The 23,689-nt window shown below is 46.5% G+C and carries 25 protein-coding genes; 4 read left to right on the top strand and 21 right to left on the bottom strand.

Annotation, left to right across the window (positions count from 1 at the left end; all coding sequences use genetic code 11):
- Positions 1-66: 66 nt before the first annotated feature.
- Positions 67-501, top strand: a complete 435-nt coding sequence (locus tag ACKPBX_RS12335; protein WP_319995542.1) for a GNAT family N-acetyltransferase — start codon at positions 67-69, stop codon at positions 499-501.
- A 70-nt stretch (positions 502-571) separates the two neighbouring features.
- On the opposite strand, the gene mgtE is transcribed toward ACKPBX_RS12335, so the two are convergent.
- The 5 genes from mgtE to ACKPBX_RS12310 form a co-directional block, all read right to left on the bottom strand.
- The gene (gene mgtE, locus ACKPBX_RS12330; RefSeq protein WP_140186045.1) at positions 572-1,942 is read right to left on the bottom strand and encodes a magnesium transporter; all 1,371 of its coding nucleotides are present in this window, start codon (positions 1,940-1,942) and stop codon (positions 572-574) included.
- Positions 1,923-2,810: an RluA family pseudouridine synthase gene (locus ACKPBX_RS12325; protein WP_370738854.1), complete on the bottom strand. Its 888-nt coding sequence runs from the start codon at positions 2,808-2,810 to the stop codon at positions 1,923-1,925. Before ACKPBX_RS12325 ends, mgtE begins: the two co-directional genes overlap by 20 nt.
- A 300-nt stretch (positions 2,811-3,110) precedes the next feature.
- Positions 3,111-4,064, bottom strand: coding sequence for an NAD(P)-dependent oxidoreductase (locus ACKPBX_RS12320; protein WP_319995541.1), 954 nt, complete (start codon positions 4,062-4,064; stop codon positions 3,111-3,113).
- A 2-nt stretch (positions 4,065-4,066) separates the two neighbouring features.
- Positions 4,067-4,897 carry an NAD kinase gene (locus tag ACKPBX_RS12315; protein WP_319995540.1) on the bottom strand — a complete coding sequence of 277 codons (831 nt, stop codon included), beginning with the start codon at positions 4,895-4,897 and terminating at the stop codon, positions 4,067-4,069.
- Between the two features lie 23 nt (positions 4,898-4,920).
- Positions 4,921-5,562, bottom strand: coding sequence for a GTP diphosphokinase (locus tag ACKPBX_RS12310; RefSeq protein WP_086628370.1), 642 nt, complete (start codon positions 5,560-5,562; stop codon positions 4,921-4,923).
- Between the two features lie 294 nt (positions 5,563-5,856).
- Between ACKPBX_RS12310 and ACKPBX_RS12305 the strand changes: the two genes are divergently transcribed.
- Entirely contained in the window at positions 5,857-6,450 is a 594-nt protein-coding gene (locus ACKPBX_RS12305) for a CYTH domain-containing protein (RefSeq protein WP_319995539.1), read from the top strand.
- 359 nt (positions 6,451-6,809) lie between these two features.
- A complete protein-coding gene (locus tag ACKPBX_RS12300; protein ID WP_119093178.1) occupies positions 6,810-7,508 on the top strand; it encodes a DsbA family protein in 699 nt (232 codons plus the stop codon).
- Positions 7,509-7,596: 88 nt separating this feature from the next.
- Here ACKPBX_RS12300 and pepF read toward each other — a convergent pair whose 3' ends face one another.
- From pepF to spxA, 4 genes are all read right to left on the bottom strand, one after another.
- Positions 7,597-9,414, bottom strand: coding sequence for an oligoendopeptidase F (gene pepF, locus ACKPBX_RS12295; RefSeq protein ID WP_086628373.1), 1,818 nt, complete (start codon positions 9,412-9,414; stop codon positions 7,597-7,599).
- An 82-nt stretch (positions 9,415-9,496) separates the two neighbouring features.
- Entirely contained in the window at positions 9,497-10,663 is a 1,167-nt protein-coding gene (locus ACKPBX_RS12290; RefSeq protein WP_319995538.1) for a competence protein CoiA, read from the bottom strand.
- Positions 10,664-11,046: 383 nt separating this feature from the next.
- Positions 11,047-11,709 (bottom strand): adaptor protein MecA, encoded by a 663-nt coding sequence (locus ACKPBX_RS12285; protein ID WP_233436801.1) that lies wholly within the window; start codon positions 11,707-11,709, stop codon positions 11,047-11,049.
- 218 nt (positions 11,710-11,927) lie between these two features.
- Positions 11,928-12,326, bottom strand: a complete 399-nt coding sequence (spxA, locus tag ACKPBX_RS12280) for a transcriptional regulator SpxA (protein ID WP_086628375.1) — start codon at positions 12,324-12,326, stop codon at positions 11,928-11,930.
- A 389-nt stretch (positions 12,327-12,715) separates the two neighbouring features.
- On the opposite strand from spxA, the gene trpS reads away from it, so the two are divergent.
- Entirely contained in the window at positions 12,716-13,708 is a 993-nt protein-coding gene (gene trpS / locus ACKPBX_RS12275) for a tryptophan--tRNA ligase (RefSeq protein ID WP_319995537.1), read from the top strand.
- A gap of 261 nt (positions 13,709-13,969) precedes the next feature.
- On the opposite strand, the gene ACKPBX_RS12270 is transcribed toward trpS, so the two are convergent.
- From ACKPBX_RS12270 to ACKPBX_RS12215, 12 genes are all read right to left on the bottom strand, one after another.
- Complete coding sequence (locus tag ACKPBX_RS12270; RefSeq protein WP_119093183.1) at positions 13,970-14,977, bottom strand: lipoate--protein ligase; 1,008 nt, start codon at positions 14,975-14,977, stop codon at positions 13,970-13,972.
- 66 nt (positions 14,978-15,043) lie between these two features.
- Positions 15,044-15,784, bottom strand: a complete 741-nt coding sequence (locus ACKPBX_RS12265) for an MBL fold metallo-hydrolase (RefSeq protein ID WP_319995536.1) — start codon at positions 15,782-15,784, stop codon at positions 15,044-15,046.
- Between the two features lie 237 nt (positions 15,785-16,021).
- Positions 16,022-17,452 carry a protoporphyrinogen oxidase gene (gene hemG / locus ACKPBX_RS12260; protein ID WP_319995535.1) on the bottom strand — a complete coding sequence of 477 codons (1,431 nt, stop codon included), beginning with the start codon at positions 17,450-17,452 and terminating at the stop codon, positions 16,022-16,024.
- Positions 17,453-17,570: 118 nt separating this feature from the next.
- The gene (locus ACKPBX_RS12255; protein ID WP_119093185.1) at positions 17,571-18,656 is read right to left on the bottom strand and encodes a M42 family metallopeptidase; all 1,086 of its coding nucleotides are present in this window, start codon (positions 18,654-18,656) and stop codon (positions 17,571-17,573) included.
- 111 nt (positions 18,657-18,767) lie between these two features.
- On the bottom strand, positions 18,768-19,127 hold the full coding sequence (gene rplT / locus ACKPBX_RS12250; protein ID WP_086628381.1) for a 50S ribosomal protein L20: 360 nt from the start codon (positions 19,125-19,127) through the stop codon (positions 18,768-18,770).
- A gap of 53 nt (positions 19,128-19,180) precedes the next feature.
- Complete coding sequence (gene rpmI, locus ACKPBX_RS12245) at positions 19,181-19,381, bottom strand: 50S ribosomal protein L35 (RefSeq protein ID WP_086628382.1); 201 nt, start codon at positions 19,379-19,381, stop codon at positions 19,181-19,183.
- 30 nt (positions 19,382-19,411) lie between these two features.
- Positions 19,412-19,915, bottom strand: coding sequence for a translation initiation factor IF-3 (gene infC, locus ACKPBX_RS12240; RefSeq protein ID WP_086628383.1), 504 nt, complete (start codon positions 19,913-19,915; stop codon positions 19,412-19,414).
- 261 nt (positions 19,916-20,176) lie between these two features.
- The gene (gene folK, locus ACKPBX_RS12235; RefSeq protein ID WP_119093186.1) at positions 20,177-20,677 is read right to left on the bottom strand and encodes a 2-amino-4-hydroxy-6-hydroxymethyldihydropteridine diphosphokinase; all 501 of its coding nucleotides are present in this window, start codon (positions 20,675-20,677) and stop codon (positions 20,177-20,179) included.
- Positions 20,678-20,681: 4 nt separating this feature from the next.
- The gene (gene folB / locus ACKPBX_RS12230; protein WP_068559928.1) at positions 20,682-21,050 is read right to left on the bottom strand and encodes a dihydroneopterin aldolase; all 369 of its coding nucleotides are present in this window, start codon (positions 21,048-21,050) and stop codon (positions 20,682-20,684) included.
- Positions 21,043-21,876 (bottom strand): dihydropteroate synthase, encoded by an 834-nt coding sequence (gene folP / locus ACKPBX_RS12225; RefSeq protein ID WP_233436802.1) that lies wholly within the window; start codon positions 21,874-21,876, stop codon positions 21,043-21,045. Before folP ends, folB begins: the two co-directional genes overlap by 8 nt.
- Before the next feature lie 31 nt (positions 21,877-21,907).
- On the bottom strand, positions 21,908-22,465 hold the full coding sequence (gene folE / locus ACKPBX_RS12220; protein WP_106450871.1) for a GTP cyclohydrolase I FolE: 558 nt from the start codon (positions 22,463-22,465) through the stop codon (positions 21,908-21,910).
- Between the two features lie 18 nt (positions 22,466-22,483).
- On the bottom strand, positions 22,484-23,674 hold the full coding sequence (locus tag ACKPBX_RS12215; RefSeq protein ID WP_119093187.1) for an amidohydrolase: 1,191 nt from the start codon (positions 23,672-23,674) through the stop codon (positions 22,484-22,486).
- Positions 23,675-23,689 lie beyond the last annotated feature (15 nt).

Raw genomic sequence — 23,689 nt, 5'->3', positions numbered from 1 at the left:
GATTCAGGTAAAATAAGAAAAGAGGTTCCAGCGAACCCAACAAATTTTGGAAGCGAGGAATACGCATTGTTGCATTTTGAATGGACACAAGACTTAAAATCCAAAACCTACAGGGATGCCTTGGACATCCGTAAAGAAGTATTCGTGGAGGAGCAGCAGGTGCCGGTCTCCATAGAAATCGACGATTTGGAAGATAAAACCTTGCACCTCGTCGGATATGAAGAATTCATTCCGGTTGCCACTGCCCGCATTTATCCGATGGAAAACGGAAAATACAAGGTGCAGCGCGTCGCCATCCGCAAAGCCGTAAGGGAAAAGAAATACGGCAGCATCCTGATGAAGGAAATCGAAAGGCACGTCCGCGAAATCGGCGGCAAGCGCCTGTTCCTCGGAGCACAAAACCACGCCATCGGTTTTTACGAAAAAGTCGGCTACAAAATCTGCGGCGAAGAATACGAAGAAGCCGGCATCCAGCACCATGATATGGATAAAATACTATAGCACTGAGCCAAAAAAACAGGCAATGGACACAGCCAAAGCGGATGCTTTTCCATTGCCTGTTTTTTTGCACCTACATGAGTGTGGTGATAAAATGTTTTGCGATGTTGAAATAGATCAAAACTGAAGTCAAATCGCTGAATGTCGAGATGAACGGACCGCTTGCGACGGCAGGATCAAAGCCAAGGCGATCCATCAATACCGGAATCAAGCTACCGGCCAGATTCGCCACCGTGATGGCAACCAACATGGAAATACCGATGATCCCACCCAAAATGAAGTTCTGTTTCCAAACACCGATGACAAGCGCAATCGTTATACCAGTAACCAACCCGGAGATCAAACCGGTCGCCAACTCGGATAAAATTGTACGGAATAAATTTTTCTCCTCATCATCCTGCATGCCGATTTTCCGGACTGCGACGGCAAGTGATTGTGTCCCCGCATTACCGGATGTCCCGGTGATCAAGGTGACAAATACGGAAAGAATCGATGCATCCGAAATCAACCCCTCATACTGACTGATCAAAGTGGAAGTACCCATACCCAAGAATAATAGCGTAATTAACCACGGCAAACGTTTGGATGCTGCCACAAAAGGGTTTTCTGATTGCTCCTCAACGTCGACCCCGGCCAATCCGGAGAAGTCGCTGACGGCTTCCTCGTCGATGACGTCGATGATGTCATCGACGGTGATGATACCCAGCAATACATTGTTTTCGTCGACTACCGGCACAGCCAGGAAGTCATAGTCCCTGATTTTATGGGCAACATCTTCTTGCCCTTCTTTTACATTCACCGATACGATCCGTTCACTCATGATATCGCTGATCATCATATCTTCATCATTCACGATCAGATCCCTCAAGGAAATGACCCCGACCAGCACATTATCCACATTGACGACGTAGATATAGTAGATCGTTTCCGCGTCAGGCGCTTTACTTTTAAGGATAGCCATCGCGGATCGGACCGTCTGGTTGGCTACGATAGAGACAAATTCCGGCGTCATGATGGCCCCGGCAGTCTCATCCTCATAACTCAATAAGGCACGGATCTCTTTCGCCGCCTCTGTAGGCATCAAGCGCAGATAAAGCCAAATCCGTTCATCCTTCAGTTGCTTCAGCATGTCCACTGCATTATCGGCATACATGTTTGCCAACATATCGGCCGCGTATTGATTGTTCATTTCCAAAAGATACTCTTCAATCGATTCCACATCTTCTTCGATGATTTCGAACATGTCCGCCATTTCGTTCGCGGAGAGATAATTGTACACCGTTATGCGTTCTTCAGGGGACAACGCCAGATAAATCTGGGCCTGATCATAGAGGTGATAGTCCAAAAAATCGGAACGGAATCTTTCGATATTCTCTCCCTGGAACGATTCGCGGATTTTTGCCAACGCTTCGTCCAGTTCAAATTCATATTGTGGTTCCAGCATGGATATCAGCCTCCTTATCCCTCTGTCTGCTTTCCCATTTGATGAAATCATCAGGCAATGGTGCTTCTATCTTTAAAGCTTCTCCACTGATCGGATGCACAAATGCCAATGACTCGCAATGCAGGGCTTGCCGCAACATGTCTGGGTCAGCTTTCCCTCCATAAAGGTCATCCCCAAGTAAAGGCGCACCGATTGAGGTGAAATGCACGCGAATTTGATGGGTCCTGCCCGTATGCAACTTGATTTTGACAGTCTGTCCATCCGGATAGGACTTATCCAACCAGTATTCCGTCAGCGCTTGTTTCCCGTCTTCCCGCACCATTCGCGTTATGATCGAATCCTCAGTCCTGCCGATAGGGGCATCGATGAATCCATGCGTTTCCGTCAGCACGGTCTCGGATAAAACCGCACGGTATGTTTTGTCGACTTCTTTGTTGCGCAATAGCGTATCCATCAGAGCATGCGCGTACCCATGCCTTGCAAAAAGCATGACGCCTGTCGTATCTCGATCCAGTCGCGTGACAATATGGATGACTTGGTCCACGTAGCCTTGACGCTGATAGTAGCCTTTCACGCGATTCGCCATGGAAAGACGCGGGTGCACCTTCGATGGGATGGAAGCAGCGCCAAACGGTTTGTTCACAACCAAAAAGTGGTCGTCCTCAAATAAAATGTCCAAAGGCATGTCCACTCCGACAGTCGTTTCATGTTCCCCTTCATCCGGTATGCGGATCATCACTTTATCGCCTTTTCCCAAGGTCGCCAATACCGTTCTTTCCTTGCCGTTCAGCCAGATACAGCCTCCATCGAATTTGATGGTGGCCAACAGACTTTTTGATACGCCCTTTGAACGTAAAAAAGTCTTCATCAGTGTCGTCTCTTCTTTTTCATATATCCAGCTAAAAATCACTTTACACTACCCCTACTCTATACCGAATCTCTGTGTGCGGGCCTGCCGCCTTAGTTTGTCCCGAGCTATTTCAAACTTGGAACAGGTTACCCAACAAACCCCATGGTCTTGGAACCTTCAGGATTCCGCTCGGCAACATACATTCCTATTCTAACCAAAATAAGGGCATTCCACAACTCATGCCCCGTCATCGCGAAAAAAAATGTCAACAAAAAAGGACTGCACCATCTGAATCGCTGGTGCAGCCCTGCTTTACTGTTAGTATTTTTTTTCAAAATCAATCAGGTTGCGGCTTGGTTTGCCGTATTTTTTATAACTCTCTGCATTTTCTGAAACAACCTCAAACAGATTGTCGCGGAAATGCTCAACCACACCCGAAAAATGCGGGGTGATCAGTATCTTTTCATGATTCCACAAAGGACTGCCGGCAGGCAACGGTTCCTCATCGAACACATCCAACGCCGCAAAGGCCACTGTCCCGTTGTCCAAAGCCTTGATGAGGCTATCGCTGTCCACCGTGACGCCACGCCCAACGTTAACAAAGAGAACGCCTTTTTTCATCCGTGAAAAAAGAGCATCATCAAAAACACGGTAGGTTTCATCCGTTTGGGGGAGAATGTCCACGACAACATCTGCAAAGTCTATGACCGTGCCAATGTTATCCATTTTGACAGTCACATCCAAACCGGGTATCTCCTTGCCGCTGCGATTGACAGCGATGACCTTCATTCCGAAGGCTTTAGCCAATTCTCCCAAGCGATTGCCGATGTGGCCCGCTCCGACAATCATCATCGTTTTGCCTTTCAGCTCCTGGAGCTCCGTCGTCTGTTCCCATTTCCGTTGCGGCTGATTCAAGATCGCAGTCCGCAATCCGCGCATATGCGAAAGCAATACGCCGATGACGTATTCAGCAATCGGTTCGCTGTGGATGCCGCTCGCATTCGTCAAATAGATTCCCTGTCTTTCAAAGGTTGCCAACGGAAGGCTGTTCACGCCGGCCGAAATCGCTTGGACCCATCTTAATGCAGGCAAATGCCCTTCCTCCAAAAGTGTGGTCAATCTGTCGTTCCAGCCGACAGTCCACTCGACTTCACTGAACGCTTCTGTTTCAGCATCATCGGTAACCATATCGTAATCGGGATAGAGTTCTTTTAGCTTTTTGATGTGCTGTTCCTTCAAACGTGTCTTCAGCAGCCACTTTTTAGTCGCCATATTCACTGCTCCTTTGCCCGTTCGTTCCTATCGTTTTTCTTTACGCCGATGAATGCATCTTCGACCCGATCCCAGAAATGCGTATGACGATAACGTGCGAAATGTACACGCTCTCGGGCAATCCGATAAACCAGTCTTTCGATGCTTCTTTTCTTGAATGTCAAGTGATCCACAGACAAAATCAAACGATCTTCCTTGTGCGGATAGATCACGATCCACTCGTCTTTCGCGATGATCATAGGCGAGCTCAGCGTCCGATAGATGCGGTTATTCACCGAGGCCATCTCCGTCAGCTGGATGGCTTCCGTTCGTGGATGGATAACGGCTCCTCCCAGCGACTTGCTGAACCCCGTCGAACCTGTTGGTGTGGAAACACAGAGACCATCGCCACGGAATGTCTCGAACAGTTCATCCTTCACGTAGATATCGCAAACCATCGTTCCGTCCATTTTCTTCAGACTCGCTTCATTCAAAGCGATGTAGCGGGTTTCTTCCTCTTCATCCGCATACTTGACGCGGACATCGAGCAAGGGATAGCTCACGCTTTCCCCTTTATCATGCTTTAGGCTTTCGGTAAGCTCCGGCAGTTCGTAGGTCCGCCAATCTGTATAAAAGCCCAGGTGCCCGGTATGGATCCCCACAAAACGCACTTGGCTCAATTGGTCTTCGTACTTATGGAAAGCTGACAGCAAGGTGCCGTCTCCCCCGATCGACACCACCAGATCCGGATGGTCCGTGACAATCTCAATCTTTTCAGCGAGGCACATCTCTTTGAATTTCGCCGCAACCGATAAAGTCTCTGGCGTCTGGTTATGGACCAGTGCAATTTTCATATCTGATCTCCTCTCGACCGATCTCATCGGCTATCATCTCTTTTGTCAGAGAAATAGCGTTGAGCATCCTTTATTTCTTCGCGAATTTCCGACATCTCTTCGTCGAGACGGAAAGCGGCTTCTGCCGCACGTATCAGACGGTCATGCAGTTCTTCCGGATATTCGCCCCGATATTTGTAGTTCAATGAATGTTCGATCGTTGCCCAAAAATTCATGGCCAGAGTCCTGATCTGAATTTCGACCAATATTTTCTTTTCTTCGTAAATACGCTGGACCGGATATTCAATCACCATATGGTAAGAGCGATAACCGCTCTCTTTTTTATGTGTAACATAATCCCGTTCTATAATGATTTCAAAGTCATTTCTTGCGCGCAGAAGGCGCACAACCTCATGTATATCCTCTACAAATTGGCACATGATCCGCAAGCCGGCAATATCCTGCACATCCTGTTCCAGTCTGGTCAGGTCAATATCCCGGACTTCCGCCTTTTCCAATATGCTTTCCTTCTTTTTGACCCGCCCAGTGATGAATTCAATGGGTGCATGCACATTCTCATCGCGATACTGCTTACGGATTCCCTTCAGCTTAACTTTTAATTCCTCTACCGCTTGTTCGTACGGTGCTAAAAATGAATCCCAGTTTTCAACTTCCTTATTTTCCATAGAACGACACCCTATCATATAGTATATGCTACTTTATTTTATCACAATTATTTATGATTCTATACAATTCTTGTCGAAAAGGACCGAATTCATTTTCTCTTCATATTATTAGGCTGCGTTATCCGCGCCAGCATCTCCAAATAATCAACTGCGCAAAACTTATGATACAATAAGAATAAGTTTTCGCATCGCCTGCCAGTATATATGCTGATGAACGGCCCGCAACGAAGGCTCGAATTTTTGATCAGCGATTCCGACCAAAACGAACCTCATAACCGAAAGGAAGTAATGACGATGAGCCAAAATATTGAAAAAGAATTCAAAAACCTATTGAATAAAGAAGAATACGAAGCGTTGCTTACTGCCTTCAACCTTGAAGCAACAGAACCCATCAAACAAACAAACGTCTATTTCGATACACCTGACTTTAAACTCAAGGGCCTGAACAGCGGACTGCGCATCCGTATGTATGAACATAAAGGTGAAATCACACTGAAAACACCTATTCAGGAGAATGAAAAATTGGAAACGAACGATGATCTGACCCTTGATGAAGCAAAAGCATTGGTCGATTCCCACCGGATCAAAGCATCGGGAAATGTGGCCGATAAACTGAAGGAGTTGGGCATTGCGACAGAAGACCTTAGGATCATCGGCCAGCTCTCTACCATCCGTTATGATTTCCCCGGGGACAAAGGTACCTACTTCTTGGATAAAAGCTTCTACCAAGATCAAATGGATTACGAATTGGAATTCGAGTCCGAGTCTTTGGAAGAAGGGGCTCTCGCGTTCCAAATTTTCCTGAAACTTCACGATATCAAAGTCCGAAAAGCGAAACAAAAAATCGAACGCATGCTGGCCTATCCCAATTCGACTACGCACCAATAATCGGTAACCGACAACGGTTCATACAGATAGACCTACCCTCCGGAAGTCCAAGCGGAGAATGGGTCTTTTTGCTTATTTCGTTGCGCGAAAACAGACAAAAACGTGAAATCCTTCTATTTAAATCGGATTCTAGGCCATACAAGATAAAAAAATCAGTCGATTTAGTTGCAATAATGTAAATTGTCTCGTAAAATACACCTTGACAATAAAACAAGTGATACTGAACAAGAAAAATGAAGGTTGCACGGGAGAATAGCCTGTTTTGAAAAGACTGTTCTTAGAAAAGCCTTATTGCTACTTGTTTAGGCTTTTTTTTGGTAAACTAAAAGTAAGCAAAATAGGAAAGAGGGAGGGATAAAATGTATAGGTCAAAACAGAATACAACTGATTCTATCTCTTCTCCTCAACAAATTTTTGAGCTTTATCTATTTGTGAACCCGATCGGCTACAAATGCTACCGTACGGAACAAGAAGTCCTGAAATTCATGAGTTCGTTGGATGGACCTAAAGTCCACTTCCGTTTCATAACGTTCCATAATTTCAATACCGTCACTCAGTATATGAAGCGATTAAATTTACCGGAAAAGGATCTTACCTTACGTAATCAAATATATAGTTCAATCTATGATGCCTCATTGGCATACAAGGCTGCCTTGATGCAAGGTAAAAAACGCGGCCGCAACTTTTTGCTCCATCTGCAGAAATCACTTGCGGATGGCAAGACCATCTATTCAAATGAACTGTTGGCTGAAGTCGCCGTCAAAGCCAAACTGGACGTCGATATGTTCTTCGAGGATAAGGAATCACCTTTCGTAAAAAGCAGCTACGAAGCGGACCAGCACATCGCGCAAGAGATGAACATCAAAACGAATCCGTCTCTTGTCATCTTTGATAATCTGAATTATCAATACGGCCTCTTGTTGGAGGACAACATCACTGCCGAGGTACTTCATGAAGTGATCAAAGATTGCTCGGTTGCATGCGAACAGAAGAGTGCCAACATGAAAAAAACAAATATCACGACAATCGGAAAAAACTACCTACGCATCACACACTGATGCTAAAAAACTTCGCGGCCCCAATTGGCCGCGAAGTTTTTTGTTTATTTTACTGACGAGACGCTTTTATGACATGGATTCTTTTTGATTAAGCTTGTTGCGCCGCAATCAATTGTTCCAGTTCGTTCAGACGTTCCTCGAACACTTTCATGGCATCCTCAATGTAAGCGGACTGAGTCATATCCACGCCTGCTTTTTTCATCACTTCAATCGGATAGTCACTGTTTCCTGCTTTCAGATAGGCAAGGTACTGCTCCAACGCGCCTTCCTCTCCCTCAACGATCCGTTTTGCCAATGCCGTCGCAGCCGAAAAGCCGGTTGCGTATTGGTAAACGTAGTAATTATAGTAGAAATGCGGGATGCGGGTCCATTCGATTCCAATCTCAGGGTCCTTTTCGACACTTGGACCATAATATTTGGCGTTCAGTTCTGCATAATAAGAAGTCATGAAATCTTGTGTCAAAGGAACACCTGCCAAGGCTTGCTGATGGATGTAGTGCTCAAATTCAGCAAATTGGGTTTGACGGAAGATCGTTCCCTTGAAGCCGTCAAGGTAATGATTCAAGATATAGATGCGGACCTTGGGATCGGTCTGGGTCTTCAGCAAATAATCAGTCAAAATATTTTCGTTTGTTGTCGAAGCGATTTCGGCCAGGAAAATCGAATAATCGCCGTACACATAGGGCTGATTCTTTCTCGTCAGATAGCTGTGCACACTGTGACCCAGTTCATGGACCAAGGTATACAGTTGATTCAATGAATCTTGCCAATTCATCAGGATATACGGATTCGTGTCATAGGCGCCGGAAGAATAAGCTCCGCTGCGTTTGCCCTCATTCTCAAGCCAGTCGATCCAACGGTTGCCGAATGCCTCCTGGAGGATAGCCTGATAATCCTCTCCCAGCGGCTGAAGGCCGCGCAAGGTTTCTTCAGTCGCCGCCTCGATGCTGTATTTGATCGGTGCCTCCCCTGTCAACGGGGTATACATATCGTACATATGCAACTCCTCGACACCCAACAATTGCTTGCGCAAGTCCACATAGCGATGCAACAAAGGCAGATGCTCATTGACCACCTGGAGCAACGTATCATAAACCGCTTCCGGAATGTGATTGTTCGCCAGCGCCGCTGCACGGGCAGATTCATATTTATGCACTTTGGCTTTGTAATTGTGCGCCTTCACGTTCGTGGATAAGGTGGTCGCAAACGTATTTTTCAGACCCTCATACGTTTGGTAGAGCGCTTTGAAGGCCCCTTCGCGCACTTCCCGATCCGGACTTTCCATCAGCTGCCCATACAAACCGTGAGTCAGTTGGACATCTTGGCCTTCCTCGTTCTTGACTGTCGGGAAGGTGATGTCTGCGTTATTGAGAACCGAGAAGGTTTTGCTTGGCGCAGCAAAGATTTCCCCAGCCCCCGCCAACAACTCTTCTTCTCTGGCGGACAGGACATGCTCACGAGCAGAGGTTAGGCTATCCAAAAGATGCGCATACGGCTGCAACTTTTCGTTCTCTGCCAAGTATTTCTCCAGCTCGTCCTCCGGAATCTCCAGTATTTCCGGTTCGAACCAAGAAGTCGCTTCACTGACGCTCGTCAAGATCGACAAAGCTTTGTCGTGCAGATTCTGATACAGGCTGTCCGCAGTATCCTGATCATTCTTCAGATGGGAGTAAACATAGACCCGTTCCAATTTCTGGTTGATCTTGAGGACTTCTTCAATCCCTTTCAGCAAGGAGTGACTGCTTGAGCCGATGGATCCTTGCAAGGCCTTCACGAACGGCACTGCACCCGCTAATTCGTCCAACGCTTTCTCGAAAGCTTCATCTGTCGCAAAGATCGTTGTCAAATCCCATGTGGAAGTCTCCGGGACCTCCGCTCTCTTCAGTCGTTTTTGTGTGTTTGTCATGCGGTTTCCCCCTCTAATTTCTCAATAGTATAATTTTATCATACCTTGGGACCGAAAGGATACTGGCAAGAATATACAGGTTCTACCCCAAGCAAGAATGCTGAATATCCGTTTTCCCTTCCAACGGCGCGGAAAGCAGGATCCATTCCTCCCTGCCGATGGCTGCGGCATGCCCATCCTCGACCAGACGCATCATGAATTGGAGCAACGGTTCCCATAAATTCGCCTCATCAGCTTCCTTCGACGTCCTTGTCCGGATCATGTTCATGCGTATGCATTTTGACAGCCAATCAAGCAGCTGTTTTTTGGTGAGAGGCGTTGTCGTTTCCGGATCGCTGAAATCCCGGAGAAGATAGTACCGCCAAATATATGCCGGTGTGCGGATGCCTAATGTTCGGCAAGGTAATTCGAACAGGAATGCCGGCAAATGATAAAGGTCCTTCCGATCGAGATAGACCGCCAACAGAAATTTCCGGTGCTCCGGGTCGGTGCGGTACCGCAACAGATTGATATCCTTCGCCTGCATATGCTTTCGTGGGACATTTTTTTCGCAAGCTTTAGGCATCAAATCGGCAGCACCTGGCAAATGCCCCTCCCTGTAGAGATTCTCTAAGCAAGCAAGTTTGAGTCCATCCAAAGGAATCGCAGTCTTCACAAAATGAAAACGATCATCACTTCCCAACTTGAGGTGGTGATAGATGGCCATTTCTTCCGTTTGGGTATCCAGAATACCGATCCAACTTCCAAGTGCGACGGAATGCTTCAAGAATTGATAGATGGACTGCGTCATTTTGGTGCTGCCCGGTTGATAGTTCATCCCACAAATCCACCATACTTCGTAGCCGAATCGTTGGTATCCCTTCGTCCGCGCCAACAAATCGGCAGGCGAGATCGGACTGCATTGGTACTCCACAGCAATTTTCTTTCCATCCCCAAGAACTAGCAGTAGATCCGGGCGCTGCTGCAATTCCGGCAGCCAACACTCCAGTGTGACTTCAAAACCTTCACTCTTGAATTTTTCAAAAAGCAACTGCTTCCCTTTTAGGTGGGAAAGCGTTTCGCCTTCCGAAAAAACGGCACAATCCGAATGTTGATGGTGGGCAAAATGCGCAACCATGATGTTTCCATTTTTCAGCACCAACTTCCCTTTGCAGGCCGGACAATAATACTCTTCGAGATTCTTGCCTTTTTGTTTTGAAGCCTGGTAAGCCTGAATCAATTCTCCACTTGCATTTCTAGCGATCAGCATAAGCAACCGCCCTTTCTCTCCGTTTCCCATAATATCCGCAAAAGAATTAGAAAAGCGTTCCAAGCCCGCTCTGCCTCGAAAGAAATTTAGGAAATCTGGCCTCGCAACGTTCCCTACGGTCACCTTATACTGGGACTCTAAGGGATGAATCCCTAAGAGTCCCATGCAAATGAGCATCGCAGAGCGCAATTGCTGAGAGACTTCCTGCGTCAGCAGGTTAGTCGAACAGTATCCTTGGCTCGAAGAGACAAGGGGTTCCTTAATCTCTTTCCGAGAGGCAGGCTTGGAACGCTAGCCATCGGTTGGGAATGCAGCATATTTCACTTAAAATAATCATCTTCTTGAAATACAAAAAATCCGACCCTTTTCGGGGTCGGATCAGATTATTTAAAGTAGTGTCTGGCTGATTCCAATGCGTTGTCCTGGATGACCAACTTACCGTATTCGCCCAATATTTCAACAGCGATATCAGATTCCTCCGCAAATTCCAAAGCCTTCAGAATTTCGTTATCGATATTCGTTTCCGTCATCTCATCTATGAAATAGACAACCGTCAAATAATATTGATTATCATAATAGTAAAGCGAAGATACGCCGCTCTCCAAAAACATCCGTTTCGCCAGCTCCAAGAAATCATCAAAACTCTGGAATTTAAATACGACTTCCACCGGTGCCATATCATCTTCTTCGGATTCAACATCCGTTTTATCCCGTGCGTTGAAGCTCTTTGTCTGTTTTTTGATGTAATCCACTACATGCTCCAATTGATTGGAGCCATTCGCCATGTCGAAGTCGTCTTCATTATTCATCCCTTTACTGATGAATAACTCTAAGCCATTCCCATTAGGCAGCACTTGGAAAGTAATTGCATCTGATTCATGAAATTGATTATCAACATCGACTTCCTCCAGGATGCTGTAGAAAAAGCTCTCGATTTGCTTTTGATTTCCTAATAAATCCAGAAAGGTGATGCCTCTTTCCTCTAAATCAGAATTCTCAATCAAAACGCGAATTGTGTTTTCGTTGATGTTTTCCATTTCCATCATGCTTCACCCCACTTTTCTTTCCCTATTTTTCTTATACCCATTGTAAATCAAATCGCAAAAATGTAAAGACAAAAGCACAAAATCTTTTAACTTCTCATTTGTTTTCTCATCTGAGCGTTTCTTTCCTGTCAAAATGCCAACGTTTTGCGGTCAAAAAAGACAAGTACAGCCGTTGATCCGGTGCACTTGTCTGTTGATTCCTGTTTAGTTGCTGTTGACTAGAAGTTTGCCAATCTTTGCGCTTTTTGTAGTTCCAACGCGCGGACTTCCCTCGGCAAGAAACGACGGATTTCGTCTTCGTTGTATCCCACTTGCAAACGTTTCTCGTCCAGAATGATCGGACGACGCAACAGGCCGGGATTATCCTCGATCAGAGTGAATAATGTATTTAAAGGTAAATCGTCTAAGTCGATGTTCAGTTCTTGGAACGCTTTGGATCGAGTGGAAATAATTTCTTCAGTGCCTTCTTCAGTCATTTTCAGGATGCTTTTGATTTCAATTTCTGTCAAAGGTTCGGAGAATATATTCCTTTCAGTATAAGGGATGTTATTTTCTTCTAGCCATGCACGTGCCTTGCGACATGAGGTACAACTTGGGGAAGTATATAATGTTACCATCTCTGATCTCTCCTTTTTTTGTAAGTTTTGTTTGTGAATCACTTACATATACTATTATAAACCAATACGCACACAATAGCTATCCTTTTTTTTAGGGTTCTACAAAATTCTGTCACATTTACGACACATCTTCACTTTTCAATAGTCAGCAAGAAGTTTGTGAAAACCTTATCTAACAGCATTTTAACCGAACGTATCTCAAATTCGAAATTTTACAATTTATAATAAATATTGTTTGATAATTATTTTTTTCCGAATTCAGTCTAAATTTTAAAAACGCTTCCATTGCCTCCACAGTCATCCGACTTTGTGCATTCGATTTAAATCGTGAATACAAACCCGATTTGCGTTATAATAAATAATGACGTACTTAACCTAGGAGGCTTTCTATGAAAAAGAAAATATTTTCCGGCGTTCAGCCCAGCGGTATCCCGACAATCGGGAACTACATCGGAGCGATGAAACAATTCGTCCAACGCCAAGAAGATTACGACTGCACCTATTGCATCGTAAATCAGCATGCGATCACCGTACCACAAGATCCAGCCACTTTGACCGAAAGAACACGTGGATTGGCGGCACTTTATTTGGCGCTGGGAATCGATCCGAACAAGTCGACCATCTTCATCCAATCGGAAGTCCCTGCCCATGCGCAAGCTGCTTGGATCGTCCAATGCAACACTTACTTGGGCGAATTGGAACGAATGACCCAATTCAAAGATAAATCATCCAAACAAGAGACGGTTTCGGCCGGATTGCTGACTTACCCTCCTTTGATGGTAGCGGATATCGTCCTCTACAATACGGATTTCGTCCCTGTCGGCGAAGATCAGAAGCAGCATATGGAATTGACAAGGGATTTTGTGCAGCGTTTCAACAATAAATATGGCAAAAGCAAAAAAATCCTTTCCATGCCGGAGCCAATGATTCCCGAAGACGGCGGACGGATCATGAGCATCCAAGACCCTACCAGCAAAATGAGCAAATCCGACAAGAACACAAAAGGCTACATTTCCTTGCTGGATGAACCAAAAGTCATCCGCAAAAAAATCAAGAGTGCTGTCACCGATTCAAGCGGCATTATTGAATACGATAAAGAAAATAAGCCTGGCATCTCGAACTTATTGACGATTTTCTCGGCCTTTACTGATCGCTCGATCGATGACTTGGTCAAAGAATTTGCGGGCTCAGGCTACGGTAATTTCAAAGAAAAACTGGCGGATGCCATCATTGCTGAATTGGAACCGATGCAGAATCGTTATTACGAGTTATTGAGTTCCAAAGAACTGGATGATATTTTGGATGCAGGCGCAAAACAAGCGAATGCTGTTGCCTCCGAAACACTGAAACGCATGGAAACAGCAATCGGCCTCCACAGATAACAGAAATGCTGAACGGGTTGTTCAGCCCTGAAAGAAATTTAGGAAATCATACCGTATGAGCATCGTAGAGCGCAATATGCTGAGAGACTTCCTGCGTCAGCAGGTTAGTCGAATAGTATCCTTGGCTCGTAGAGACAAGGGGTTCCTTTATCTTTTCCGAAGGGCTAACCCGTGAAGCTGGCCAAGAAATGCTGAACGGGTTGTTCAGCCCTACAGATGTAAAAGAGAAGCTCCGCAAATTGCGGGGCTTCTCTTTCTTTATCAGTACAATTCTTCAAGCAATTCTTCTGCTGTCACATTACCGAAGTATTTTTTGATGTCAAGTTCATTCAATTTGGCAAGCATATCCTCTTTGGCATATTTGACTCCGATAAAAGCATCTTCAACATCCTTGATTTCCCCCAAGCCAAAGAAATCTCCGAAAACCTTCAGCTGTTGGATATGCCCATCTTCAACGTTCATGCGGATTTCAATGGACCCGATCGGAAAACGATGATGTTTTTGGATTTCGAATTTGGGTGATTTGCCGTAATTCCAATCCCAGTTGCCGAAGTACTCTTCGCGGATTTCATAAACGCGTTTCCAATCTTCCTCGGTCAAATGGTACTCTTTTACTTCCTCACGCGTTTTTACATCAAAAATCGACAACAGCATCAAGTCTCGGAATTCTTCCGTAGTCAGGTCTTGATAAGCCTCATCAACAAAAGGTTTGATGTTGGTCACGCGGCTGCGGATCGATTTGATGCCTTTCGATTCGATTTTCTCTTTGCGTGGCTTCAATGCGCCGGTTACGGCATCCAGATCAGAGTCGAAAAGGATTGTCCCATGGGCGGTCATTCTTCCGTTTGTCGCATACATGGCATTCCCCGAGAATTTTTTCTCTCCGATGACCAGATCATTTCTGCCTTTTAATTCAGCTTCCTTGACGCCTACGCTGTGCAAAAAGGAAATGACCGGTTTTGTGAATTTTCCGAAATCACGGAATGAATCACCGTCATCCTTCGTGATGAAGCAGAAAGAGAAGTTCCCCAAATCGTGGTACACTGCACCGCCCCCGGACATACGGCGGACGATGTGTATCTTATTCGCTTCGACATAATCCGCATTGATTTCTTCGATCGTATTCTGGTTGCGGCCAATGATGATCGACGGCTCATTGATATAGAACAACAGTATCGGCTCATCTAAGATTTTTTCCTTCAATAAAAATGTCTCTAAGGCAATATTTACGCTGGGATCCAACTGTCCCTGATTATCCACAAAATACATATGTTTATACCTCTCCCATTCTTGATTCGATTTGTTGTTTCGCTTCGTTCTGGTTGATGAACACAATCAAATTGTGACGATCCGGTCCTTTTCTGCAAGCGTGACGGATACGGACGGTGCTGCTTCTTTCGCTTGACCCAGCAGCACAGATAGCTCGCCTTTTTGCGGCAAATGCGTCAGTATCAGCTGTTTGACTGCCGCTTCTTCGGCTATCGCCCCAACTTCGCCTGCAGTCATATGCGCATGGTGTCGCTCGTTGCCGTTGAACAGGTTCGCATCAGCCATGAACAGGTCAGCATCCTTCACAAAAGGCACGAATGCTGGTAAATAAGCTGAATCCGCCCCGAAGACGAAGACCTTTCCGGTGGCGATCTCCTCGATCCGCAACGCATAGCACGGAACCGGATGGATGGTTTTCAAAAAACGGATCCGGAATGGCCCCAATTCCAACGTCTCATCCGGAGCATAGGCAATCCCTTCGCTCACTCCCGTCATCTCCAACAAGCGGAAAAATTCCGATTCAGTATGCCCGTATATCGGCAGTACTTTTTTTACCTTGCCTTCTGCAGGATCTTTCAGCTGAAAAGTATATTGCAGGACACCCAAGTCCGCAATATGATCTGCGTGATAATGCGTCAGGATGAGCGCATCCAAATCCAAAGGGTCCAAATGATGCTCCAGCGACAACAAAGCGTTGCTGCCGACGTCGATCAATAGTCTGAAATCATCGGATGTCAGCAGATAAGCTGTCGTACCGACATCTTTTGTGGGATAGCCGCCCATGCAGCCCAAAATTGTCAATTCCATTAAATGTCCTCCAATCCAATATCTGATAAACAAAGAATCCTATCCAGATTATATCATGCCTCTAGCCATCCTCAACGGCAAACTCTTTCATAGCAACCAAAAGAAACAGTTTTTTCAAAAAACGATAACAGTTTTATATCGGTGGATTCATTATAGCACCAAATAAAATTAAACACTATATGAAATTAAAAACAGTCCACCATTATCTGTAAACACACAGATAGGCGGACTGTTTCATTATGTATTCAAACTGTCATTATTTTCCATTTTTTTCATGTAACGGATCGCCTCATCAGCCAAGCGCTTCCCCTCAATGATGGCATTTTCCATTCCATAACCAGTGATCCCGTTCCCCCCGACAAAAATGCCTCTTTTTGCATACTCTTGACGGGCTGGATAGCCTGCCTCCAGCATCTCTTGTCTTTGTTGCAGACTAAAATGAGGTACGGCCTTTTCCCAACGATAAAATGTGGACTGCAAAGGTTCCTCACTCAAGGTCAAAATTTCCTTTACTTCATTTTTGATGATATCCATCACAAGATCATCGGCTAATTCTATCAAGGTTTCTTCCAGCCGTCTGCCGAATTCCACAAGCACGTAATAATAGTCCGCTTGTTCAAACAGCGGCCATTTGTTGTTCAAAACGACAAGCTTGGTGCTATGGAAAGAGCTTCTCCGTGGAATCACAAATCCTTGCCCTTCAGGCAGGTTTTTGACTGATTTTTTATTTATTTTGAAAAAAACTGTGCCTACGCTCGTGCTTTGGGCTTTTGGGAAATCAATTTCATTAGAGAATCCATCCAAAAACCCAAGAGATTCCTGTGGGTTTGTTGTGACGATGACACTTCCCGCACGCATGGATTCGCGTCCATTCAGTTCAACCAACAGCAGATCATCTGACACAGTGCTCAACGACTTCACTTTCTGATTCATGTATAGATGGCCTTCCAGGTGTTGGGCCAGACGTTTGGTTAAGCTTGCCAAACCTTCCTTGAAGGTATACTCCTGGCCAGATCCATCGGCGTAACGCATCAGTTGCTCTTTTTTGTCCTTGCCTATGTGCGCCTTCCCGTAGATAGTCACCAAATTTTCATCGAATAATTTTACTGGCATCAGTTCCATGGAGCCATAGACGTTATCCGGGAAATAGGGTTCAGCCATATAATCGACCACTTCCCGCCCCAAACGGAATTCCAAAAAGTTGTCGGTGGAATATTCCGGGTTTTCATGCAGATTCTTGGAGAGGAAAATACTGTTCATGAACGCTCGCAGCTTTGCATCCAAGGTCAATCCATTTGCCTGCCAAATATCATTAAGGAAAAGCGGCATGCCGTGGTAGGTTGGCATAACGTCATCAATTACCGCATTTCCATCGAACAACACCAGTTTGCCCCCATTGCTGAATTGCTTTTCCTTTTCCAAGCCTAATTCCTGCAGAAAACCGGAAATATCCGCCCTTCTCGAATCGAAAGCTGATGCTCCCACATCAATCGCATAACCATCCATATCAATCGTGTGGATCATGCCACCGACAGCGGCTCGCTCTTCCAGTATGACATATTCAAACGGGAGGTTTTGTTCCCGGATGGCTTTATCGATTTCATAAGCGGCTGTCAATCCTCTCAGCCCGCCGCCGATGATTGCGATACGTCTTTTCATCTTCTCCATCCTGCCATCCCCTCCTCTCGCTTTCTTGATACCCACATTATCATTATCTATATCTTACTCTATCCATCAACGAAAATATGTGGATACTTTTCGACAGATATTCATGCTGCTCTTGTTTTTATACGTTTTCGCGGATTTGTTTGACCGTATCGGCATCCAAACGTTTGACTAATTCCGTGACCAATTTGACTGCATTCAGATAGTCATCTTCATGGATCATGGACGTGTGCGAATGCAGATAACGTACTGGCACTGTGATCGCGAAGGAAGGAATGCCATCCAAACTCTGATGTTGGGCGCCTGCATCCGTTCCGCCACCCGTAATGACTGTGTACTGGAATGGAATTTCGCATTCTTCGGCAACGCCGACAATGAAGTCGCGCAAGCCACGATGCGGAATCATCGATGCATCATAAATCAATAACTGCGGCCCTTTCCCTAATTCGGAATCCGCTTCTTGAGGCGTCATTCCCGGGGTATCCCCTGCCGTCCCTGTATCCAAGGCAAATGCGATGTCCGGACGGATCATGTGGGTGGCCGTCTTCGCTCCGCGCAGACCGACTTCCTCCTGGACATTTCCGCCGCTGAAAATCACATTCGGGTGTCCAGATTTGGCGACATTTTCCAACACTTTGAGCGCAACAGCCAATCCGATGCGGTTATCCCAAGCCTTCGCCAACAGGAATTTGGAATCGTTCATGCGTTTGAAGGAAATGTACGGCGTAATCATATCACCGGGCTTGATGCCCCATTCCGCTACTTGTTCTTTTGAAGAAGCGCCGATATCGATGAACATATCTTTGATTTCATATGGCTTTTTGCGTGCTTCCGGCGTAAGGACATGCGGCGGTTTGCAGCCGATGACTCCGTGGCAGCGCTCGCCTTTCGAGTTGGTGATTTCCACTTGCTGGGCAAGCATGACCTGATTCCACCAACCTCCCAAAGTTTGGAATTTGATGAAACCCTTCTCGGTTATGCTCGTGACCATGAATCCCACTTCATCCAAGTGCCCCGCCAACAAAATGGTCGGCCCCTCTTCCGCTCCTGTATGTTTGGCAAAGAGACCGCCCAATCCGTCCTGCGAAAAGCTTTCGGCGAAAGGTTCGGCATAACGTCTGAAGACTTCGCGGACCTCGCCTTCATTGCCCGGAACGCCTCTCGCATCCGTCAATTCGATCAGCATTTGTAATTCTTTCTCTTCCAAAATGATACCCCCATTGATTTAGTGACATAAGATAAGTATAGCATTTACTGCAAGAAAAACAAAAAATCGCCGCACTCCCAGTCAAAGACCGGGGAGGCAGCGATTCAAAAATTATTTAGCCAAAGCAGCTTTAGCTTGTTCAGCTACTGCAGTGAAAGCTGCAGCGTCTGTAACAGCCAAGTCAGCCAACATTTTGCGGTTCATTTCGATACCAGCAAGTTTCAATCCGTGGATCAAAGTGCTGTAGCTCATGCCGTTGATGCGAGCAGCCGCGTTGATACGAGTGACCCATAATCTACGGAAGTCACGTTTCTTTTGACGACGGTCTCTGTAAGCATAAGTATAAGATTTCATTACTTGTTCTTTAGCTGTTTTGAATAATGTATGTTTTGAACCGTAATAACCTTTAGATAATTTAATAATCTTTTTGCGGCGTTTACGGGTTACTGTCCCACCTTTTACACGTGGCATAGTGATTTCCTCCTTATTAGAACCAAAGTTCTATCTCGTATTGTTGTTTAGAATTATTTCATTTGTGATAATTGTTGGCTGATGCGTTTCATATCAGATGCACTAACCATTGAAGCTTGACGCAATTGACGTCTTTGTTTCTTCGTTTTTCCGTGGAATCTATGGCTTGTAAAAGCGCTCCAACGTTTTAGTCCGCCGTTACCAGTTCTTTTGAAACGTTTAGCTGAACCACGGTGAGTTTTTTGTTTTGGCATTTGTCTTTCCTCCTAAATTAAGTTACAAATTTATTTATCGGCTTTTGGTGCCAACATCAAGAACATGCTTCTTCCGTCCATTTTAGGATGAGATTCAATCGTCGAAACGTCAGTAAGCTCAGATGCAAGGCGATCAAGGACCCTTTGTCCGATTTCTTTATGGGTGATCGCACGTCCTTTGAATCGGATGGATGCTTTCACTTTGTCACCTTTTTCCAAGAATTTGCGAGCATTCCGCATTTTCGTTTGAAAATCATTTTCGTCGATGGAAGGACTCAAGCGCACTTCTTTAAGGCTTACCACTTTTTGGTTTTTACGGGCTTCACGTTCACGTTTTTGTTGATCGAAACGGAACTTGCCGTAATCCATAATACGGGCAACGGGCGGGTTTGCATTTGGCGATACCAAAACTAAATCTAAATTTGCTGCTTCTGCAATCTGCAATGCATCACTTTTCGATTTGACTCCTAGTTGCTCGCCGTCACTACCGATAATGCGTAGCTCGCGGGCACGGATGCCGTCGTTAACCATCATATCTTTTGCTATGGTCGTTCACCTCCATGATATTTGAGAGAAAGAACGCAGAAAAAAGTCGGCGGGTCATACTACCCCGCCGACAATACTCGCATTGCTGCAAGTTACTTGTACATATCTGGCCCAAGGACGCAATTGTCCACTTAGGCGAGAAGCGGGTGCCTCTGCTTAATTTCTCAACTTTTATAGTATACCTTGTTTAGATGAAAACGTCAAGAACATTTCAACAAAAATATTCATTTTCAATATAAGTTCAGACATTCAGGATTCCGGTGCGTATTTCCAGATTTCTTTGAGATCATTCGCTGGCAATTCTGCCACCAATTCATTGACTGTTTTGTTCCATTCCGGAACGACATACTCCGGATTCAGTTCCTGCAGCGGCAACAGCACGAAGGAACGCTCCTGCATCCTTGGATGCGGCACGGTCAGCCGTTCTTCTTTGATACTCTCCACTCCGTACAAAACAATATCGACATCCAAGGTGCGCGGGCCGAAGCGGATGGTCCGCACCCTGCCGAGTTCCTGCTCGATGCTTTGGCAGCTGTCCAGCAAGTCCAATGGCAACAGATCCGTTTCTGCTTCGAACACAAGGTTCAGGAAATCCGGTTGGTCGAGGTAGCCGACGGGTTTCGATTCATAAATAGATGATACGCGCTTCACTTCCACATCCGGCAAAGACCGGAAGATCTCCAAAGCTTTTTCGAGATGGGCAGCGCGCGGTTCCAGATTCGTGCCTAAGGCGATGTACACGACTGGCATGGGCTTAGCTCCCTTCCCTTTCGCGGTAGATTTCAACCGCAACGGAATCATAATGGCCGACTATCGGCGGATCCGGTTTGATCACTTTCACTTGGCAAGCCTGCAGCCCGTCGAAGCGCGCAAACAAAGCGATGGCGATATGCTCCGCCAAAGCTTCGATCAGGTTGAAATTTTCGCCCTCCACTACCGCTTTGACGGCCTTGTAGGCATGTCCGTAATGGATCGAATCCTCCATTTTGTCGCTGTAGCCGGCTTTTTTTGTATCGGTGTGCAGCACAACATCTACGTTGAAGCGTTGTCCCAACACCTTTTCTTCTGCATTCAATCCATGAAAGGCATAGAATTGCAGATTATTCAAATAGATTTTATCCAATCGGGCTCTCTCCTTTTTTCAACATGATATCCATCATCCTTGCCATTTCCGCATTGGCCCTCACATTGTGCACACGGAACAGCTGGGCGCCGTTCACGATGCCCAACGCAGTCGTTGCGGCGGTCCCCAGATCGCGTTCCTTGAAAGGGAGATCCCCCAGCGCCGTTCCGATGAACCGTTTGCGGGACGTTCCCAAGAGCACTGGGTAACCTAGCTCCGTAAACCGCTTCAGATGATGGACCACATTCAAATTGTCTTCATAGGTTTTCCCGAATCCGCAGCCAGGATCCAGGATGATGTTTTCTCGTTTGACGCCTGCCGAAACTGCAATCCGCACGCTCTCCGCCAAGTCGGCCAGCATATCCTCAATCAAAAAGGCATAATCCGGCTTTTCCCGGTTGTGCATCAAAATGATCGGCACATCAAATGCTGCTGCGACTGCTGCGATCTCGGGATCGTACTTGCAGCCCCAGATGTCGTTGATGATATCGATGCCGGCTTCGCAAGCCGCACGGGCGACCGCCGACTTGTAGGTGTCGATTGAAAGCGGCACATCGACCGCCTTTTTGACTGCTTCAATGACCGGCACAATGCGCGCAATTTCCTCTTCATCAGAGATTTGGATGTGGCCCGGGCGTGTTGATTCTCCACCGATGTCGATGATGTCGGCGCCATCCGCAACCATTTCGAGCGCGTGGGCAACGGCTTTTTCGACCGTGTTCCACTCCCCGCCGTCGGAAAACGAGTCCGGCGTCACATTCAGGATCCCCATGATGTAACTGCGCTGCGACAGGTCATATATTTTTGTCTTCGTCGTTAATTTCAAGATACATTCTCCTCATCAGCGTGTAATTTTTCTACAGTTTGATTAATTCCAACACTTCGCTTCTGGATTTGAATGATTGTTTGAATGCGCCACGGACTGCGGATGTCACTGTCTTGCTGCCAGGTTTTTTCACGCCCCGCATCGTCATGCACATATGCTCGGCTTCCAAAACCACCATGACTCCTTGCGGTTGCAAATGCTCCATCAGGATATCCGCAACCGTCGTCGTGATCCGTTCCTGGATCTGCGGCTTTTTGCTGACCTCATCCAGGATACGCGCCAACTTGCTCAAACCGATTACCTGTCCATCCTTCGGCATATAAGCGATATGGCCTACCCCGAAAAACGGCACCAGATGATGTTCGCAAGTGGAATAAAAAGGAATGTCCTTCACTAATACGATTTCGTCGGTATCTTCATGGAAGACCACCTTAGCGTGATCGGCAGGGTCTTTCTCGACTCCGGAAAAAATTTCCGCATACATGCGCGCCACCCGCTTCGGTGTATCCTGCAGCCCTGAGCGGTTCGGATCTTCCCCGATCGCCTCCAAAATCATTTGGACGGCGGTTTCTATCTTTTCTAAATCCATGTTTATCCTCCTAAACGCTCATTCCGCGGCTAACGCCGCAAGGGTGATGTCTGCGACTGCTTTAGCCGCGACCAATAGAGCTTTTTCATTGATGTCGAATTTCGGGTGATGATTATTGAAAACTTCTGCCTGGTTCGGACGGGCGCCGACATTCAGGAAAGCACCGGGGATCTTCAGCAGATACTGTCCGAAATCCTCCGCTCCAGTGTTGGCAGAAGTTGCGATGACCTGCTCCAAGTAAGAGCCGACACCATTTTTTTCCAGAACAGCGGCTGCTTGCTCGGTCTCTTTCGGATGATTGTACAAAGGCGGGTAATCGGAGTTGTAGTCGATCTCCACTTTCACGTCGTACATCTCCTCAAGACCGCGGGCAATCCGGTGGAAATGCTCCTCGATGACCTTTCCGACCTCAAGATCCATGTAACGGGCATCCCCACGCAGAATCAGGCTGTCCTTGATGACATTGCTGCTGCCGACCGCTTCGAAGGAGCCGATCGTCACGACAGCCATGTCATAAGGGTTGATGCGTCGGGAAACGATGGTCTGCAGGTTCATCACGAAGCTGGAAGCCGCCACAATCGCATCATTGGACCGGTGCGGTTGCGAACCATGTCCGCCTTTTCCTTGAATCGTGACTTTTATGTCGCTGCAGCCAGCATAGGCGTAGCCGCTGGTGTAAAAGACGGTGCCGACTTCATAGTCCGGGTAGAAATGGATGCCGTAGATTTCATCTACATCATCAAGCAAACCAGAGTCCATGATGCTCTTGGCGCCGGCCGGGGCCATTTCTTCGGCATGTTGGTGCACGATTTTGACGGTCCCTTCCCATTGGTCCCGCAGGCGGATCAGACAATCTGCCAAGACCATCAGATAGGCAGTGTGTCCGTCATGTCCGCACGCATGCATGACTCCTGGATTTTTGGATGCGAACGGCAGACCTGTCTGTTCTTCGATCTGCAGCGCATCGAAATCCGCCCGCAGCGCGATGGTGCGCCCTGGTTGTTTCCCGTCGATCGTGACGACGATGCCATAGCCATTGCCGACGTTCGTCTGCACATCAACCGATTTATTTTCATAGAAACGGGCGATGAACGCAGCCGTCTCCTTCTCGTCGAATGACAGTTCAGGATGCTCATGGAAATGACGGCGCAGAGCGATCATGTCATCTTCGCGGCCGTCCAGCATATTCATCAATTCATCTCTTAACATAAACTCTTCATCCCC

Source organism: Trichococcus shcherbakoviae (assembly GCF_963666195.1).
Classification (GTDB): domain Bacteria; phylum Bacillota; class Bacilli; order Lactobacillales; family Aerococcaceae; genus Trichococcus; species Trichococcus shcherbakoviae.
The sequence above is the reverse complement of the archived record's forward strand: the minus strand, read 5'-3'. Positions and strand labels throughout refer to the sequence as shown.

Bases quoted from the DNA above. Each gene is read 5' to 3' on its own strand.
- mgtE (WP_140186045.1), bottom strand. From the start codon at position 1,942: ATGCTGGAACCACAATATGAATTTGAACTGGACGAAGCGTTGGCAAAA.
- ACKPBX_RS12325 (WP_370738854.1), bottom strand. From the start codon at position 2,810: ATGAAGACTTTTTTACGTTCAAAGGGCGTATCAAAAAGTCTGTTGGCC.
- ACKPBX_RS12320 (WP_319995541.1), bottom strand. From the start codon at position 4,064: ATGGCGACTAAAAAGTGGCTGCTGAAGACACGTTTGAAGGAACAGCAC.
- ACKPBX_RS12315 (WP_319995540.1), bottom strand. From the start codon at position 4,897: ATGAAAATTGCACTGGTCCATAACCAGACGCCAGAGACTTTATCGGTT.
- ACKPBX_RS12310 (WP_086628370.1), bottom strand. From the start codon at position 5,562: ATGGAAAATAAGGAAGTTGAAAACTGGGATTCATTTTTAGCACCGTAC.
- ACKPBX_RS12305 (WP_319995539.1), top strand. From the start codon at position 5,857: ATGAGCCAAAATATTGAAAAAGAATTCAAAAACCTATTGAATAAAGAA.
- ACKPBX_RS12300 (WP_119093178.1), top strand. From the start codon at position 6,810: ATGTATAGGTCAAAACAGAATACAACTGATTCTATCTCTTCTCCTCAA.
- pepF (WP_086628373.1), bottom strand. From the start codon at position 9,414: ATGACAAACACACAAAAACGACTGAAGAGAGCGGAGGTCCCGGAGACT.
- ACKPBX_RS12290 (WP_319995538.1), bottom strand. From the start codon at position 10,663: ATGCTGATCGCTAGAAATGCAAGTGGAGAATTGATTCAGGCTTACCAG.
- ACKPBX_RS12285 (WP_233436801.1), bottom strand. From the start codon at position 11,709: ATGATGGAAATGGAAAACATCAACGAAAACACAATTCGCGTTTTGATT.
- spxA (WP_086628375.1), bottom strand. From the start codon at position 12,326: ATGGTAACATTATATACTTCCCCAAGTTGTACCTCATGTCGCAAGGCA.
- trpS (WP_319995537.1), top strand. From the start codon at position 12,716: ATGAAAAAGAAAATATTTTCCGGCGTTCAGCCCAGCGGTATCCCGACA.
- ACKPBX_RS12270 (WP_119093183.1), bottom strand. From the start codon at position 14,977: ATGTATTTTGTGGATAATCAGGGACAGTTGGATCCCAGCGTAAATATT.
- ACKPBX_RS12265 (WP_319995536.1), bottom strand. From the start codon at position 15,784: ATGGAATTGACAATTTTGGGCTGCATGGGCGGCTATCCCACAAAAGAT.
- hemG (WP_319995535.1), bottom strand. From the start codon at position 17,452: ATGGAGAAGATGAAAAGACGTATCGCAATCATCGGCGGCGGGCTGAGA.
- rplT (WP_086628381.1), bottom strand. From the start codon at position 19,127: ATGCCACGTGTAAAAGGTGGGACAGTAACCCGTAAACGCCGCAAAAAG.
- rpmI (WP_086628382.1), bottom strand. From the start codon at position 19,381: ATGCCAAAACAAAAAACTCACCGTGGTTCAGCTAAACGTTTCAAAAGA.
- infC (WP_086628383.1), bottom strand. From the start codon at position 19,915: ATGATGGTTAACGACGGCATCCGTGCCCGCGAGCTACGCATTATCGGT.
- folK (WP_119093186.1), bottom strand. From the start codon at position 20,677: ATGCCAGTCGTGTACATCGCCTTAGGCACGAATCTGGAACCGCGCGCT.
- folE (WP_106450871.1), bottom strand. From the start codon at position 22,465: ATGGATTTAGAAAAGATAGAAACCGCCGTCCAAATGATTTTGGAGGCG.
- ACKPBX_RS12215 (WP_119093187.1), bottom strand. From the start codon at position 23,674: ATGTTAAGAGATGAATTGATGAATATGCTGGACGGCCGCGAAGATGAC.